We start from the raw sequence: 16605 nt of genomic DNA on the forward strand, positions 1-16605 counted from the left end.
CTCCATTCGCGTTATGCGCTTTTTACTGTTTCGACAGCGCGATGTAGCGTGCGAGATGGTGATCCTCGTCGCCGAGCTGGTGATCGATCATCACGAGGCGTTTCGCGTAATGTGACAGCGGCAGCTCCCACGTCATCCCGATCCCGCCGTGCAACTGGATGCTCTCCTCCGCGACGAGCGTGCCGATCCGGCCGATGCTGACCTTGGCCGCGGCGAGCGCGCGTTCGCGTGTCACGCGCGGCGCATCGAGCTGCGCGGCCGCGTTGATCACGGCCGAACGCGCCTGCTCGACTTCGAGCAGCAGGTCGGCCATCCGGTGCTGCAGCGCCTGGAAACTCCCGATCGGCATGCCGAACTGCTTGCGCGTGCGCAGGTATTCGAGCGTGTGCTCCTTCGCGACGTCCATCGCGCCGAGCGCTTCCGCCGACAGCGCGAGCAACCCGTAGCCGAGCACGCGTTCGAGCAGCGCAGCGCCCGCTTCGCCGTCGTGATCGCCGAGCGCGGCATCGGCCGGCAGCGCGACGCGCTCGAAGCGCACCTCCGCCGCGCGGCCGCCGTCGATCTTCCGGTAGTCGCGCAGCGACACGCCCGGCGCGTCGGCCGGCACGACGAACAGGCCGATGCCGGCCGCATCGTCGTCGCGCCCCGACACGCGCGCGCTGACGACGAAGAACGCCGCCTGCGCGGCCTGGTCGACGACGCCCTTCGCGCCCGTCAGCACCCAGCCGTCGCCCGAGCGTTCGGCGCGTGTGCGCACGGTCGTCAGTTCGTAGTGCGAGCCCGGCTCGTCGTGCGCGAACGCGGCGCTCGCGCTGCCGTCGATCAGCGCCGCGAGCTTGTCGCGATGCGCGTCGCCGCCGGCGAGCGACAGCGCACGGCCGGCCAGCAGCGCGCCGAGGAACGGTTCGACGACGAGCCCGCGGCCGAGGCATTCGAACACCACGGCGATGTCGAAACCCGCGCCGCCGAAGCCGCCGTCGGTTTCGGGAAACAGCGCGCCGACCGTGCCGAGTTCGGCAAGGCGCTGCCACATCGCGCGATCGAAGCCTTCGGCCGACTGCGCGATGCGATCGCGCACCGGGAACGCGTACTGTTCGGCGATGAAGCGGTTCAACGTGTCCGCCAGCATCCGGCGGTCTTCTGTGTGCTGGAAATCCATCGTCGCGTTCCTCGTTACAGCCCGAGCATCATCTTCGCGATGATGTTCTTCTGGATCTCGTTCGAGCCGCCGAAGATCGACAGCTTCCGGTTGTTGAAGTACTGCTGCGCGGCGCTCGCGGCGTCGTCCGGGCCGACCGGTTCGCCGTCGTAGTCCGCATCGAGCGCTTCGTCGACGAACGGCTGCGCGTACGGCCCCATCGCACGCCGCATCAGCGACGTGATCTCCTGGCGGATCTGCGTGCCGCGGATCTTCAGCATCGAGCTTTCCGCGCCCGGCACGCCGCCGCCCGCGACCGCGGCCAGCACGCGCAGGTTGGTCGTGCGCATGTTCTCGAGCTCGATCTCGACGCGCGCGACGCGCGCCGCGAAGAACGGATCGTCCGCGAGCGGCCTGCCGTTCTTCGTCACCTTCGCGGCAACCGCGCGCAGCCGGTCGAGCGCGGCCGTCGAGAAGCCGATCCCGGCGATGTTGGTGCGCTCGTACGTGAGCAGGAATTTCGCGTAGGTCCAGCCGCGGTTCTCTTCGCCAACGAGGTTGTCCGCCGGCACGCGCACGTCGGTGAAGAACACTTCGTTCACCTCGCGCTCGCCGTCGAGCGTGATGATCGGGCGCACGTCGACGCCCGGCGTGTTCATGTCGATCAGCAGGAAGCTGATGCCTTCCTGCTTGCGCACGTCGGTCGCGGTGCGCACGAGGCAGAAGATCATGTTCGCGTAGTGGCCGAGCGTGGTCCACGTCTTCTGGCCGTTCACGATGTAGTGCTCGCCCCGCGCGTCGATCCCGCGCACCGCGCTCGTCTTCACCGCCGCGAGATCGGAACCCGCGCCCGGCTCCGAGTAGCCCTGGCACCACCAGTCGGTGCCGTCGAGGATGCGCGGCAGCCAGTGGCGCTTTTGCGCTTCGTTGCCGTACTTGATCAGCACGGGGCCGAGCATGTTCACGCCGAACGGCACGATGCGCGGCGCACCGGCGAGCGCGCATTCGTTGTCGAACAGGAACTTCTGCGCGACGCTCCAGCCGGGCCCACCGTATTCGCGCGGCCAGTGGCTCGCGAGCCAGCCGCGCGCGTTGAGGATCGCGTGCCATTCGCGCATGTCGTCGCGCGTGAGATGCAGGCCGCCCTTCACCTTGCGCGCGATGCGCTCGGGGAGTTCGGCTTGCAGGAAGCGCTGCACTTCCGTGCGGAACGCTTCCTCTTCGGGAGTGAAATTGAGGTCCATCTTCTGTCCGTTGCGAATGCGGTTGGCGTTCAGTCGACGCGGTTCAGGCTCGCGAAATCCGCGCCGCGCGCGACGAGTTCGACGAGGAGCGGCGAAGGCTTCCAGAACAGCGGATCCTCCTTCGCGAACGCGCGGATATCGGCGAGCACGTTCGCGAGGCCGAGCGTGTCCGCGTAGTGCATCGGGCCGCCGCGATAGCGCGGGAAGCCATAGCCGTACAGGAACACCGCGTCGACATCGAGCGGACGCAGCGCGATCTTCTCGTGCACGACGTTCGCGCCTTCGTTGATCATCGCGGCGAGGTAACGACGCAGGATTTCGTCGTCGCTGAACGTGCGCGGCGTGACGCCCTTCTTCTCGCGCTCCGCCGCGACGATCGCGTCGACTTCCGGGTCCGGCGTGCCGACACGCGCGCCGTCCGGATACAGGTAGTAGCCGCGCGACGTCTTCTGCCCGAACCAGCCCCGCTCGCACAGCCGGTCGGAAATCTCCACGTAGCGGGCCCGCGGATCGCGCGTCGCCGCGCGGCGCTTGCGGGTCGCCCAGCCGATGTCGCCGCCCGCGAGATCGACGACCTGGAACGGCCCCATCGGGAAGCCGAATGCGCGCACCGCGCGATCGATCTGGTACGGCGACGCGCCGTCTTCCATCAGGTAGTCGGCGGCTGTGCGATAGACGGCGAGGATCCGGTTGCCGATGAAGCCGTCGCACACGCCCGCGCGCACCGGTGTCTTCTTCAACTGCTTCGCGAGCGCGAATGCAGTCGCGACGACGTCCGCGCTCACGCGCGCCGGCACGACGATCTCGAGCAGCTTCATCACGTTGGCCGGCGAGAAGAAATGCAGGCCGATCACGTCGGCCGGCCGGTCGATGCTCGCGGCCAGCGCGTCGATGTCGAGATACGACGTGTTGGTCGCGAGCACCGCGCCCGGCTTGCAGACGCGCGCGAGCTCGGCGAACACGGCCTGCTTCACGGCCATGTCCTCGAATACGGCCTCGATCACGACGTCGGCCTGCGCGAGCGCGTCGTACGACGTGCTGCCCTTGAAGCGTGCGAGCCGCGCCGCGTGCGCGGCCGGCGTCATCCGCCCTTTCGCGACGAGGCCGTCGTACACCTTCTCGACGTGCGCACGGCCGCGCGCGAGCGACGCTTCGTCGCGTTCGATCATCGTCACCGGCAATCCGGCGTCGAGCGCCGCGACCGCGATGCCCGCGCCCATCGTGCCGCCGCCGACCACGCCGATCCGCTCGACCGGCCGCGCGCTCGCCCGCCGCGCCTCGGGCGCCTTCGCCGCTTCGCGCTCCGCGAAGAACGCATGCACGAGGCCCGCGCGCTGCGGGCTGTCGATGCACTGCAGGAACAGGCTGCGCTCGAACTTCATCCCCGCGTCGAACGACTGCGTGAGCGCGGCCTCGACCGCGTCGACGATCTTCGCCGGCGAGAACAGCCCGCGCGACTTCTTCGGCAGCTCCGCGCGCGCCGCGTCGATCGCGGCCTGCGCGGCCGCGCGATCGGCGAGCCCCTGCGCATCGCGCGTGCGGCGCACCGGCGCGCCGAGCGACAGGAGTTCCTGCGTGTAGGCGAGGCCTTCGGCGAGCGTGTCGTCGCTGTGCGCGACGCGGTCGACGAGGCCAAGCGTGAGCGCTTCGTCGGCGCTCGCATGACGGCCCGTCAGCATCAGGTCGAGCGCGGCCTTCGCACCGATCAGGCGCGGCGCGCGCTGCGTGCCGCCCGCGCCGGGCAGCAGGCCGAGCGTGACTTCGGGCAGCCCGAGCTTCGCGCCGGGCACCGCGAGCCGGTAATGCGCGGCCAGCGCGACTTCGAGGCCGCCGCCGAGCGTCGCGCCGTGCAGCGCGACCACGACCGGCTTCGTGCCCGATTCGATCCGCTCGCACACGTCGGGCAGCGACGGCGGCACGGGCGGCTTGCCGAATTCGCGGATGTCGGCGCCCGCGATGAAGTTGCGGCCGGCGCCGACGATCAGCACCGCGCGAATCGCGTCGTCGGCCTGCGCGGCGTCGAGCGCGTCGGCGAGGCCGCGCCGCACGTCGGCGGACAGCGCATTGACGGGCGGGTGGTCGATCGTGACGACGAGCACCTTGTCGCGCCGCTCGCGCGTGACGGTGCCGGCCTGGGGTGTGGCGGGCGATGCGGAGGAATTCATGGTGTCTCCTGTGGTGTGTGCACCAAGCATGTCCCGATTCTCGATTGATCGAGATTCATTGACAATTCCCGCACGCCTTTACAAGCTGTCAAGTCTGACTTGACACTGAATGCTTTCCGACCGTTAAACGGGACGGATCAGGAGCACACGCATGGACCTGAACGCGCTGACGCTGCTCGTCGAGATCCTCGACGCCGGCAATCTCAGCAAGGCCGCGCAGCGGCTCAAGATGAGCCGCGCGAACGTCAGCTACCGGCTGAATCAGCTCGAGCGCTCGATCGGCCAGCAGCTCGTGCGGCGCACGACACGGCGCATCGAGCCGACCGAAATCGGGCTGAAGCTGTACGAGCACGGTCGGCGCATCCGCAACGAGCTACTCGCCGCGGAGGAATCGGTGACGACGCTCGGCCAGGACCTGCAGGGCCGCGTGCGGCTGTCGGTGCCGAGCGGCTACGGGCAGATGGTGATGTCCGAATGGCTGCTCGCGTTCAAGCGGCTGCACCCGGGCATCGTGCTCGACGTCGTGTTCGAGAACCGCGTGGAAGACCTGATGCGCGACGAGATCGACATCGCGGTGCGCGTGATGCCCGAACCGCCGCAGAACCTCGTCGCGCGCGACATGGGCGCGGTGCGCTACGTCGCCTGCGCGTCGGCCGCGTTCGCGGCCGCGCACGGGATGCCGTCGAGCCTCGGCGCGCTCGCGGCCGCGCCGGTCGTCACCGCGACGGTGATGGGCCGCCAGCTCAGGATCGCCGCGTATCTCGGCGACGAGCGGCACGAGGTGCTGCTCGAGCCGACGTTGATTTCGGAGAACTTCCTGTTCCTGCGCCAGGCGATCCTCGCGGGGATCGGCGTCGGCATCGTGCCCGACTACGTGGTGCAGGACGACATGCGGCGCGGCGCCGTCGTCACGTCGCTCGACGCATACCGGCTCAGCATCTTCGGCACGCACATGTACATGCTCTACATGCCGAACCGGCACCACACGCGCGCGACGTCGACGTTCATAGAGTTCATCCTCGAACAGGCCGGAAAGACCGGCCGGGGCGGGCCCGGCGGGATGCGTCAGGGTTTCCTGTCGGGTGACAATCCGCCGGCCGCGCGGCGACAATAGCGCGCCGGGGCGCGCACGGCGCGCAGCCTGCGCGGGCAGCCCCGTTGCGCCGGCACCGCCGCCGCCATCGAATTCACTGCTGCCGAGGGTTCAATGTTCGACCGGATTCGTCCGCATTCGCGTCCCTGGACGCTGCTCGCCGCCGTCGCGCTCGTCGCGTTCAACGCCGGCTGCACGTCCCCGTCCACGCCGTCGGGCGCCGTCGTCCCGGTTGCCGCCGCGTCGGGCGCCGCCGTCCCGCTGCCCGGCGTCCATGCGCCCGAGCAGTCGTCCGGCTGGACCGACAAGCCGGGCTGGACCTCGCAGCACTTCATGATCGCGGCCGCGAACCCGCTCGCGACGCAGGCCGGCTACGACATGCTGAAAGCCGGCGGCACCGCGATCGACGCCGCGATCGCGACGCAGATGGTGCTCGCGCTCGTCGAGCCGCAATCGTCGGGGATCGGCGGCGGCGCGTTCATGCTGTACTTCGACGGCAAGGCGACGCAGGCATACGACGGCCGCGAAACCGCACCGGCCGCCGCGACCGACCGCCTGTTCTACGGCCCGACCGGCCAGCCGATGGGCTTCTACGAAGGCGTCGTCGGCGGGCGCTCGGTCGGCGCGCCGGGCGTGCTGCGCATGCTCGACGCCGCGCACCGCGCGCACGGCAAGCTGCCGTGGCGCCGGCTGTTCCAGCCGGCGATCCGGCTCGCCGAGCACGGCTTCACGATCAGCCCGCGGCTCGCGATGCTGATCGCGAACGACAAGTACCTGAAGAACGACCCGGCCGCGCGCGCGTACTTCTACAACCCGGACGGCACGCCGAAGGCGGCCGGCACGGTGCTGAAGAACCCGGCGCTCGCGACCGTGCTGCGCCAGGTCGCCGACCGCGGCGCGAACGCGTTCTACACCGGCGCGATCGCGCGCGACATCGTCACGAAGGTGCGCAAGCACCCGACCAATCCGGGCCTGCTGTCGCTCCAGGATCTCGCGCGCTACAAGGCGAAGGTGCGCACGCCGCTGTGCGCCGACTACCGGCGCTCGGTCGTCTGCGGGATGCCGCCGCCGTCGTCGGGCGGCCTCGCGATCGCGCAGATGCTCGGGATCCTCGAGGCGATGCCCGACTGGCAGCAGATCGGCGCGCAGAAACCGGTGCGCAACGACGTCGGCTACGAGCCGACGCCGTTCGCCGCGCACCTGTTCAGCGAAGCCGGACGCCTCGCGTATGCGGACCGCGCGCGTTATGTCGCCGATCCCGATTTCGTGCCGCTGCCGGGCGGCAACTGGGCCAGCCTTACCGACAAGACCTATCTCGCGCAGCGCGCGCGCCTGATCGGCGACAACAGCATGGGCATCGCGCAGGCCGGCACGCCGCAGGGCACAACGCTCGCGATGGCCGACGATCGCAGCCCCGAACTGCCGTCGACGTCCGACATCGCGATCGTCGACCGCTACGGGCAGGCGCTGTCGATGACGACCAGCGTCGAGGATGCGTTCGGCTCGCGGCTGATGGTGCGCGGCTTCATGCTGAACAACCAGCTCACCGATTTCTCGTTCGTGGCGAACGACAACGGCCGGCCGGTCGCGAACCGCGTGCAGCCCGGCAAGCGGCCGCGCTCGGCGATGTCGCCGGAGCTCGTGTTCGACAAGAAGACGAAGCAGGTGACGATGATCGTCGGCTCGGCCGGCGGCCCCGCGATCATCAATCACGTCGCGAAGACGCTGGTCGGCGTGCTCGACTGGGGCATGACGATGCAGCAGGCGATCGCGCTGCCGAACTTCGGGTCGATGAACGGGCCGACGCAGCTCGAACGCGGCCGCGTGTCGGACGCGCTCGCCGAAGGACTCAAGGGCCGCGGGCACGACGTGCAGGTCGTCGAGATGAACTCGGGACTGCAGGGCATCCAGCGGCTGAACGTGCAGGGGCAGACGGTGTGGTTCGGCGGCGCGGATCCGCGCCGCGAGGGAGTCGCGATGGGCGAATGAGCGCGGCAGGCCGGGGCGGCGTGTGTGCGGCGCCCGCGTCACCTGCGCCGCGTCAGCCCCTGCCCTTCCACGGCACGATCCGCCGCTCGACCCATCGCATCGCGAGGTCGAACAGCCACGCGATCGCGCCGATGATCAGGATGCCCATCACGACGATATCCGTGCGCAGGAAGCTCGATGCGTTCAGCACCATCTGCCCGAGCCCGGCCGTCGCGGCGACCATCTCGGCCGCGACCAGCGTCGTCCAGCCGAACCCGATCGCGATCCGCAGCCCGGTGAGAATCTCCGGCAGCGCGGCCGGCAGCACGACATGGCGCACGATCTGCGCGAAGCTGCCGCCGAGCGAATACGCGGCGTTGATCTGCTCGACCGTTGCCGCACGCACGCCGGCGCGCGCGGCCATCGCGATCGGCGCGAAGCACGCGAGGAAGATCACGACGAGCTTCGCCGTTTCGTCGATGCCGAACCAGATCACGACGAGCGGCAGATACGCGAGCGGCGGCAGCGGCCGGTAGAACTCCAGCAGCGGATCGAGCACGCCGCGCGCGATGCGGCTCACGCCCATCAGGATGCCGGCCGGCACGCCGAGCGCGGTCGCGAACAGGAACGCACCGAACACGCGCGCGGCACTCCACAGCAGATGCTCGGACAGCGGCAGGCCGCCCTGGATGCGGCCGTGCCATGCGTCGACGAAGGCCGTCCATACGGCTTCAGGTGCCGGCAGGAACAGCGGCGGCAGCCACTGCCGATGCGTCGCGACCCACCACAGTACGGCCAACGCCGCGACCGTCGCCGCGCTCAGCCCGGCCGTCTTGCCCTGCCCCGGCAACCGGTAACGGTGCGACGCGCGCACGGCGCGCGCCGCCGCAGGACGCCGCGTCGTGCGCTCGTCCTGCTCGAAACCTGTGGCCGCGCGATCGGCCGCCCACGAATCCTGCGTGCTCATGTTGTCCTGCCTGGTCAAAGTGCTGTTCCGGCCGCGCCCGACGGCCACGCCCTGCCGCGCGAGCTCGCGCATCACGCGGGCTCCGCGACCGCCTCGTCGCGATGCAGGTACGCGATCAGCCGCTCGCGCCACGCGATGAAATCCGGCGACGACTTCACCGCGCGCGCATCGCGCGATTCGACGTAACGACGCGCGAACGGCAGTTCGAAGGTTTCCGCGATCCGGCCGGGGCCCGGCGTCATCACGACGAGACGCGTCGCGAGGAACAGCGCCTCCTCGACATCGTGCGTGATGAAGAACACCGTCTTGCCGGTGCGCGCCCACACGTCGAGCACGAGCGCCTGCATCGTGCCGCGCGTCATCGCATCGAGCGCGCCCATCGGCTCGTCCATCAGCAGCACGCGCGGATCGCTCGCGAGTGCGCGCGCGATGCCGACCCGCTGCTGCATCCCGCCCGACAGTTCGTACACGCGCGCATGCGCATGGCCGTCGAGCCCGACGAGCGCGAGCATCTCGCGCGCCCGCGCCTCGCGTTCGGCCTTCGATACGCGCGCGAAGCGCAGCCCGAGCGCGACGTTGTCGAGCACGTCGAGCCAGGGCAGCAGCGCGTATTTCTGGAACACGACGCCGCGATCGGCACCGGGGCCCGTGACCGGCACGCCGTCGACGCGCACGTCGCCGGTCGTCGGCGCGACGAACCCGGCCATGCAGTTCAGCAGCGTCGTCTTTCCGCACCCGGACGCGCCGAGCGCGACGACGAATTCACCGGCGTCGATGCGCAGGTCGACGCGCGCGAGCGCCTGCGTCGTCGGCCGCCCGCGCTCGCCCGGATAGGCAACCGATACCTGACGGACTTCCAGCGTGCTCATGGTCGATGGCTCCGCGATGGGTCGCCGCGCTCAGCGCGCGGCCTTCTGCACGAACTGCGGATCGACGCCGGCCGAATAGTCGGACAGCACCGTCTGGATCGTGCCCTGCGATTTCAGGAACGTGGCCGTGGCCGCGAGCGACTTCGCGGCGCCCGATTGCGCACCGCCGCCGAGCCACGTCGGCGACGCCTGCTCGGCCGCCGTCGGGAACGCGTAGAGCGCGAGACTGGCCGGCACGTCCTGCGCATTCGCGCCCGACACCTTCGCCACCGCCGCGACCTGCGGCGAGCCGACCTTCCACGCGGCCGCATGCGCACGGTAGTCGGCATCGGCGGCCGCGAGCACCTTCACGAAACGCGCGACGAACTCGGGGTTCTCGCGCGCGAACTTGCGGCTCACGACGAAGCCGTCGAAGGTCGCCTTGCCACTTTCTTTCGCAACCTGGCCCGACGTCGTCAGCACGGTGCCCGATTGCTTGACCTTCGCGAGCACGGGATCCCAGATATAGGTCGCGTCGATGTCGCCGCGCGCCCAGGCGGCCGCGACTTCCGGCGGACGCAGGTTGACGATCTTCACGTCGTTCGGATTGACGCCCGCGGCCTGCAGCGCGACGAGCGTATGGAAATGCGACGTCGACACGAACGGCACGCCGATCTTCTTGCCCTTCAACGCCGCGATGCTCGTGACGCCCGAGCCGTTGCGCGCGACGAGCGCCTCGGCGTCGTTGATGTTGTCGAGCACCCAGAACAGCGAGATGTCGAGCCCCTGCGACAGGCCGGCCGCGATCGGGCTCGAACCGGCTTCGCCGAGCTGCACGGAGCCCGACGCGAGCGCGCGGATCACGTCGGCGCCGCTGTCGAGCTTGCGGAACGTCACCTTGTAGCCGGTCGCCTTTTCGACTTCACCGCTCGCCTGCGCGTAGCGCCACGGCACGACCATGTCCTGGTACGCGATCACGACTTCGCGCGATTCGGCGTGTGCCGCGCCGAACGCGGCCAGGGCGGTCAGCGCGACGACGGCGCGGCGGATGAAGCTGAAACGGGACATGCGGCTCTCCTTCGGAATGCGGGCATTGCTGCGGGAGAGCCGACTATAGGAGCTTTGCGCGCGGCGGGAGCGAACTTATCCTGCGAAGCTATCGATGCTGTTTCAGCTTTGCTTTCCACGCTCGACCGGATCGCGCGTCCGGTCGGGTGGCGGTTGCGGTGCGAGGGCGCGGGTGGCCGCCGCCCCAACAAAAAAGCCCGCATCGCTGCGGGCTTTTTCGACTGCGTGAATGCAGCGGGAACGCGACGCTCAGACCACGCCGGCCCCATGCGCCTGCAGATCGGCGTGATAGCTCGAACGCACCATCGCGCCGACGGCCGCGTGCGTGAAGCCCATCTTGTACGCCTCTTCCTCGTACATCTTGAACGTATCCGGATGCACGTACGCACGCACCGGCAGGTGGTGCTCGGACGGCTGCAGGTACTGGCCGATCGTCAGCATGTCGACGTCGTGCGCGCGCAGGTCGCGCATCACCTGCAGGATTTCCTCTTCGGTCTCGCCGAGGCCGACCATCAGGCCCGACTTCGTCGCGACGTGCGGATGCAGCGCCTTGAAATCCTTCAGCAGCTTCAGCGAGTGCGCGTAGTCCGAACCCGGGCGCGCTTCCTTGTACAGGCGCGGCACCGTTTCGAGGTTGTGGTTCATCACGTCGGGCGGCGCGGCGTTCAGGATCGAGATCGCGCGGTCGAGACGGCCGCGGAAGTCCGGCGTCAGGATCTCGATGCGCGTGTCCGGCGACTGCTCGCGCGTTTCGCGGATGCACTCGACAAAGTGGGCGGCACCGCCGTCGCGCAGGTCGTCGCGGTCGACGCTCGTGATCACCACGTACTTGAGCTTCAGCGCGGCGATCGTGCGCGCGAGGTTCTTCGGTTCATCGGTGTCGAGCGGATCGGGACGGCCGTGGCCGACGTCGCAGAACGGGCAGCGGCGCGTGCACTTGTCGCCCATGATCATGAACGTCGCGGTGCCCTTGCCGAAGCATTCGCCGATGTTCGGGCAGCTCGCTTCCTCGCACACGGTATGCAGGTTGTGCTCGCGCAGGATCGTCTTGATCTCGTTGAAACGCGAGCTGCCGGTGGCCGCCTTCACGCGGATCCACTCGGGCTTCTTCAGCTTCTCGATCGGAATGACCTTGATCGGGATGCGCGCCGTCTTCGCCTGCGCCTTCTGCTTGGCGGTCGGATCGTAGGCCGGGGTCGCGGCCGAATCGGCCGGTGCGGGAGAAGCGGTAACGTCAGTCATTCGATTGTTCCAGTGCCTGCGGCTTGTCGGCGGCCGCGGATGCGCCGTCGAGGTTGGCGATCAGACGGCGCACCAGCGTGTGGGCGACGTCGTTCCAGTCGGCGGCAACCTCGAGGCTCGCCATGTCGACAGTTTCCAGTCCGGCATAGCCGCACGGGTTGATCGCAAGAAACGGGCGCAGATCCATCTTCACGTTCAGGCTCAGCCCGTGATAGCTGCAGCCGTTGCGGATCTTCAGGCCGAGGGCCGCGATTTTCGCGCCTTCGTGCGCGCCGGATGCCACGTAGATCCCGGGCGCGCCCGCCTTGCGGACCGAAGCGAGATTATACGCCGCGAGGGTTTCGATCACGGCCTCCTCGATCTTCGTCACGAGCGTGCGCACCATCAGCTTGCGCCGGCGCAGGTCCAGCAGCAGGTAGACGACGATCTGGCCGGGGCCGTGGTAGGTGATTTGTCCGCCGCGGTCGACCTTCACGAGCGGCACGCCGCTGTCGGCCACCAGCAGGTGGGCCGGGTCGCCGGCCTGGCCGAGCGTGTAGACGGGCGGATGCTCGACCACCCAGATCTCGTCGCCGGTGTCGGCCGTGCGCGTGTCGGTGAACGCGCGCATCGCGTCGAAGCTCGTTTCGTAGGGCTCGACGCCCCGCCAGCGCACGGTGACCGGGTGAACCGGCGATTCGGCGGGCGTTGCGGAAACGGCGACAGGCGTGGACACGATGGAAACCGGCGAAACGGACATGGGCGGTAGTTTACCGAAAACCCATGGGTCTCGCCGGCCCTGGAAAGGGACGGATAACGGGTATCCGTCAGAGGAAATGCCGGTCAGACGGTACGCCATCCGTCATGGAACAGCGCGGTGACGCGTTCGCGCAGCCGTGCCAGCCCGCCGAGCGCGACCTCCCGGGTCGGCCGCGACACCGAGAACGCGACGCACGCGCCCTCCCGGCCTTCCGCGCTGAGCCACAGCCGCTCGCCGCGACGCAGCTTCAGCGTCTCGCCGTCGACCAGGAAGTAGTCGTCGACGTCGTTGCTGCGCGTGGCCCACACCGGCCCGCACTGGACCACCAGCCGCGTGCTGCGTTGCACCTTCATCGGCACGGTTTCGCCCGCGGGGATTTCGAACGTGATGCTTGAAGAAATTTCTTGCATGATCGACTCCGCCAATAAATGCTTCGATGGCTACAATCGTAGTCACTTCAAGGCGTCCGACCAAACGACCAATTTTCACGTCGATGTGAGGAAAATTAGCAAATGGACCTCCGACAGCTACCTGCGCTGAATGCGATTCGCGCGTTCGAAGCCGCCGCCCGTCACGAGAATTTCTCGCGCGCCGCCGACGAACTGTTCGTCACGCACGGCGCGGTCAGTCACCAGGTGCGCGCGCTCGAGGAAGAGCTCGGCGTGCAGCTTTTCACGCGCAACGGCAAGCGGCTGTGCCTGACCGACGCCGGCATGCGCTACGCGCAGCAGGTGCGCGGCGCGCTGATGGTGATCGCCGACGCGACCCGCGACGTGCGCGCGAGCGACCGCGACCGGCGCCTTGTGGTGTCGATGTTGTCGTCGTTCGCCGCGCGCTTCATCACGCCGCGCATCGGCAGGTTCATCGAGCGGCATCCGGAAATCGACGTCGAGCTGCAATCGACCAACTCGCTCACCGATTTCGCGCGCGACGACGTCGATCTCGCGATCCGCTTCGGCTTCGGTACCTATCCGGGGCTGCATGTCGAGCCGTTGTTCGAGGAAGTGTTCTTTCCGGCGTGCGCACCGACGCTGAACGGCGGCAAGCTGCCGCAGACGCCCGCCGATCTCGTGCACTACAACCTGCTGCGCTCGGACGACGAGCTGTGGCGGCCATGGTTCGACGCGGCCGGGCTCGATACGCTGACCGAGCCGAAGCGGGGGATTCTGTACCAGGATTCGTCGAACCTGCTGCTGGCCGCGATCGACGGCCAGGGCATCGCGCTCGTGCGCCGCTCGCTCGCGGTGCACGACCTGCTGGACGGGCGCATCGTGCGCCTGTTCGACATCGACGGGCCGAGCCCGTGGCACTATTTTTTCGTATGTCCGCCGCCGCTGCTGAACACGCCGCGCGTGCAGGCGTTCAGGACCTGGCTGCTCGAGGAAGTCGCCGAATACAAGCGGTTGTGCGACGAGCTGGACGCGCGGCGCGCGGCGGGGAAGACCCCCGCCGAGTACGCGCAGGAAGGAGGAGCTTAGAGTACGACCTTGACCATCGGATGGCCGGTCAGTGCGCGGTAGATGTTGTCGAGCTGTTCCTGGCTCGTCGCGCGCACGGTGATCGTGAGGCCCGTGTAATTGCCGCCGCTCGACGCGCGCTCCTCGATCTTCTCGACATCGATCTCGTTGTCGTGCACGGCGACGACCTTGAAGATCGTGTCCCTGAACTCGGGGTGCGCCTTGCCCATGATCTTGATCGGGAAATCGCACGGAAACTCCAGCAGCGACTCCTTCCGGGTCTCGATCGCGCCGGTGACCTCGACGGTTTTGGTCGGTTCGCTCATCATTTTCTCCGGGTTAGGTCAAACTGTTCAAACTCGCGTGCCTTCGCACGCTGGTACGCGTCGTACAACGCCGCGAACACGGGGCCCGGCTTGCCGCCCTGCACGGGCAGATCGTCGAGCGACGTGACGGGCAGCACTTCCTTCGTGGCCGACGTGATCATGATCTCGTCCGCGGCACGCAGCTCGACCTCGCTGATCTCGCGTGCGACGAACCGGATGCCGCATTCGTCGGCCAGTTGCTCGACCAGCGCATAACGGATCCCTTCGAGGATCTTGTTGCTGCGCGGCGGCGCGAGCAGCTCGCCGTTCTTCACGATCCACACATTCGACGACGAGCCTTCGGTCAGGTAGCCGTCGCGCAACTGCAGCGTCTCGAACGCGTCGCGTTCGGCCGCGTGTTGCGCCATCAGCACGTTGCCGAGCAGCGAGATCGACTTGATGTCGCAATGCAGCCAGCGGCGATCCTCGGCCGTCACGCAGCGCACGCCCTTCGCGCGCTCCTCTTCCGGCGGCAGACGCAGCGGGCTCGTCATCGCGAACACCGTCGGCACCGTGTTCGCCGGGAACGCGTGGCCGCGCTTCGCGACGCCGCGCGTCACCTGCAGGTAGACAAGCGCGTTGCCGTCGCCGAGGCCTTCGGCATTCGCCGCGACGACGCGCTCGATCAGCGCGCGCCAGCCGGCCGCGTCGTGCGGGTTCTCGATGCCGATCTTCTTCAGGCTGCGCGCGAGCCGCTCCAGATGCTGCTCGATCCGGAACGGCACGTGCGCGCCGTCGTGCGCATAAACGGGGACGACTTCATACACGCCGTCGCCGAAGATGAACCCGCGGTCGAGCACCGGGACTCGGGCTTCCGACAGCGGCACCAGTTCCTCCTGCGACGAGACGCTGAGGTAGACGATCGGTTCGAATTCGGCTTGGCTCATGGCTATGACAGATGGGGATGAAGTCGTGAAAACAAAGGCCCGTCGTGCTTACTTCTTCTTGCTGAACATCAGCAGGATCGAGTCCCAGATACGCCCGAAGATACCCGCTTCCGGCACCGCCTGCAGCGCAACGACCGGGAATTCGGACAGCGTCTTGCCGTCGGCGACGATCTTCACGGTGCCGACCTGCTGGCCTTCCGCGAGCGGCGCGATCAGCGGCGCATTGACGTCGACTTCCGTCTTGACCTTGTCGCCGAGGCCGCGCGGCACGGTCGCCCACTGGTCGCTCTTCACGCCGACCTGCACGGTGTTTTCCTTGCCCTTGTAGATGCGCGGCGTCGAGATCGCCTGGCCGCCCTTGAACAGGCGCACCGAATCGAACGCGCTGTAGCCGTAGTTCAGCATCTTCATGCTGTCCTGCGTGCGCTCGCCTTCCTTCTGCTCACCCATCATCACCGACACCAGGCGGCGCTGGCCGTCCACGCCCGGAATCGCGCGCTTGGCCGATGCGATCAGGCAGTAGCCGGCCGCTTGCGTATGGCCCGTCTTCAGGCCGTCGACCGTCGGGTCGAGCCACAGCAGACGGTTGCGGTTGCCCTGGCGGATGTTGTTGTACTTGAATTCCTTCTCCGAGAAGATGCTGTAGTACTGCGGAAAATCGCGGATCAGGTGGGCCGACAGGTTCGCGAGGTCGCCGGCCGTCGTGTAGTGGTTCGGGTCGGGCATGCCGTTCACGTCGGCGAAATGCGTGCCCTTCATGCCGAGGCGCTTGACCTCGTCGTTCATCATGTTGACGAACTGCCCTTCGCTGCCGCCGACGAGTTCGGCCAGCGCGATCGCGGCGTCGTTGCCCGACTGGATGATCATCCCGTACACGAGGTCGTGCACCGACACCGGCTTGTTCGCCTCGATGAACATGCGCGACTCGTCGCGGCCGACGCGGCGCACCGCGTCGCTCGGCGTGACGATCTGCTCCATCGAGATCTTCTTCTTGTCGAGCGCCTCGAACACGAGGTAGGCCGTCATCAGCTTGGTCAGCGACGCGGGTTCGACACGCTCGTCCGCATTACCCGACGCGAGCACCGTGTTGCTCGTCGCGTCGACGAGCACCCACGAGCGCGCGTTCACGCCCGGCGGCGGCACCGCGCCCGGCATGTAGGTCGCGGGCGCGCCGGTGAACTGCTCGGCGGCGGCGGCCGGCGCCGCATGCGCGGCCTTGGCCTTGGCGGCCGGCTTCGCCTCGGCGACGACGATCGTCGACGCGAGCGCGACAGGCAGCATCACGCCGAGCGCGACGTTACGCGCGGCGGTGCCGAAGGCGATGGAGGAAGCGAGGGACTTGAGGCCTTGGGGAGACAGACGCATGATCGATTCAGGCTGATGGCAGAAAGTGCGGTGCGAAACGCGCAGGGTTGAACGGCAAG

Annotated in this window: 15 protein-coding genes; 3 read left to right on the forward strand and 12 right to left on the reverse strand. The window is 68.4% G+C overall.

Annotated elements, in window-relative coordinates; translation table 11 throughout:
* Positions 1–22: 22 nt before the first annotated feature.
* From VL15_RS17320 to VL15_RS17330, 3 genes are read right to left on the reverse strand one after another with little or no spacing between them, the layout of a single operon-like run.
* Positions 23–1159, reverse strand: coding sequence for an acyl-CoA dehydrogenase family protein (locus tag VL15_RS17320; RefSeq protein WP_048247107.1), 1137 nt, complete (start codon positions 1157–1159; stop codon positions 23–25).
* Between the two features lie 14 nt (positions 1160–1173).
* The gene (locus tag VL15_RS17325; protein ID WP_048247109.1) at positions 1174–2382 is read right to left on the reverse strand and encodes an acyl-CoA dehydrogenase family protein; all 1209 of its coding nucleotides are present in this window, start codon (positions 2380–2382) and stop codon (positions 1174–1176) included.
* Positions 2383–2411: 29 nt separating this feature from the next.
* Complete coding sequence (locus VL15_RS17330) at positions 2412–4547, reverse strand: 3-hydroxyacyl-CoA dehydrogenase NAD-binding domain-containing protein (RefSeq protein WP_048247111.1); 2136 nt, start codon at positions 4545–4547, stop codon at positions 2412–2414.
* 151 nt (positions 4548–4698) lie between these two features.
* On the opposite strand from VL15_RS17330, the gene VL15_RS17335 reads away from it, so the two are divergent.
* Positions 4699–5661 carry a LysR family transcriptional regulator gene (locus VL15_RS17335; RefSeq protein ID WP_048247113.1) on the forward strand — a complete coding sequence of 321 codons (963 nt, stop codon included), beginning with the start codon at positions 4699–4701 and terminating at the stop codon, positions 5659–5661.
* Between the two features lie 93 nt (positions 5662–5754).
* Positions 5755–7629: a gamma-glutamyltransferase gene (gene ggt / locus VL15_RS17340; protein WP_048247114.1), complete on the forward strand. Its 1875-nt coding sequence runs from the start codon at positions 5755–5757 to the stop codon at positions 7627–7629.
* A 52-nt stretch (positions 7630–7681) separates the two neighbouring features.
* Here ggt and VL15_RS17345 read toward each other — a convergent pair whose 3' ends face one another.
* From VL15_RS17345 to VL15_RS17370, 6 genes are all read right to left on the reverse strand, one after another.
* A complete protein-coding gene (locus tag VL15_RS17345) occupies positions 7682–8647 on the reverse strand; it encodes an ABC transporter permease subunit (RefSeq protein ID WP_048247116.1) in 966 nt (321 codons plus the stop codon).
* On the reverse strand, positions 8647–9444 hold the full coding sequence (locus VL15_RS17350) for a taurine ABC transporter ATP-binding protein (protein ID WP_048247118.1): 798 nt from the start codon (positions 9442–9444) through the stop codon (positions 8647–8649). Before VL15_RS17350 ends, VL15_RS17345 begins: the two co-directional genes overlap by 1 nt.
* A 30-nt stretch (positions 9445–9474) precedes the next feature.
* Positions 9475–10491: a taurine ABC transporter substrate-binding protein gene (gene tauA, locus VL15_RS17355; protein WP_048247120.1), complete on the reverse strand. Its 1017-nt coding sequence runs from the start codon at positions 10489–10491 to the stop codon at positions 9475–9477.
* A gap of 249 nt (positions 10492–10740) precedes the next feature.
* A complete protein-coding gene (gene lipA / locus VL15_RS17360; RefSeq protein ID WP_048247121.1) occupies positions 10741–11733 on the reverse strand; it encodes a lipoyl synthase in 993 nt (330 codons plus the stop codon).
* Positions 11726–12472, reverse strand: a complete 747-nt coding sequence (gene lipB, locus VL15_RS17365) for a lipoyl(octanoyl) transferase LipB (RefSeq protein ID WP_048247122.1) — start codon at positions 12470–12472, stop codon at positions 11726–11728. The genes lipA and lipB overlap by 8 nt, the downstream gene beginning before the upstream one ends.
* Before the next feature lie 83 nt (positions 12473–12555).
* Positions 12556–12882 (reverse strand): DUF2917 domain-containing protein, encoded by a 327-nt coding sequence (locus tag VL15_RS17370; protein WP_048247164.1) that lies wholly within the window; start codon positions 12880–12882, stop codon positions 12556–12558.
* Between the two features lie 102 nt (positions 12883–12984).
* On the opposite strand from VL15_RS17370, the gene VL15_RS17375 reads away from it, so the two are divergent.
* Positions 12985–13950: a transcriptional regulator GcvA gene (locus tag VL15_RS17375; RefSeq protein WP_048247123.1), complete on the forward strand. Its 966-nt coding sequence runs from the start codon at positions 12985–12987 to the stop codon at positions 13948–13950.
* Here VL15_RS17375 and VL15_RS17380 read toward each other — a convergent pair.
* The 3 genes from VL15_RS17380 to VL15_RS17390 are packed head-to-tail and all read right to left on the reverse strand — an operon-like array spanning position 13947 to position 16546.
* The gene (locus VL15_RS17380) at positions 13947–14255 is read right to left on the reverse strand and encodes a YbeD family protein (protein ID WP_048247125.1); all 309 of its coding nucleotides are present in this window, start codon (positions 14253–14255) and stop codon (positions 13947–13949) included. The two genes, VL15_RS17375 and VL15_RS17380, sit on opposite strands and share 4 nt — an antisense overlap.
* Complete coding sequence (locus VL15_RS17385) at positions 14255–15181, reverse strand: D-amino acid aminotransferase (RefSeq protein WP_048247127.1); 927 nt, start codon at positions 15179–15181, stop codon at positions 14255–14257. Before VL15_RS17385 ends, VL15_RS17380 begins: the two co-directional genes overlap by 1 nt.
* A 48-nt stretch (positions 15182–15229) precedes the next feature.
* Positions 15230–16546 (reverse strand): D-alanyl-D-alanine carboxypeptidase family protein, encoded by a 1317-nt coding sequence (locus VL15_RS17390; protein WP_048247128.1) that lies wholly within the window; start codon positions 16544–16546, stop codon positions 15230–15232.
* Positions 16547–16605 lie beyond the last annotated feature (59 nt).

The organism is Burkholderia cepacia (assembly GCF_001039005.1).
GTDB classification, from domain to species: Bacteria; Pseudomonadota; Gammaproteobacteria; order Burkholderiales; family Burkholderiaceae; genus Burkholderia; species Burkholderia theae.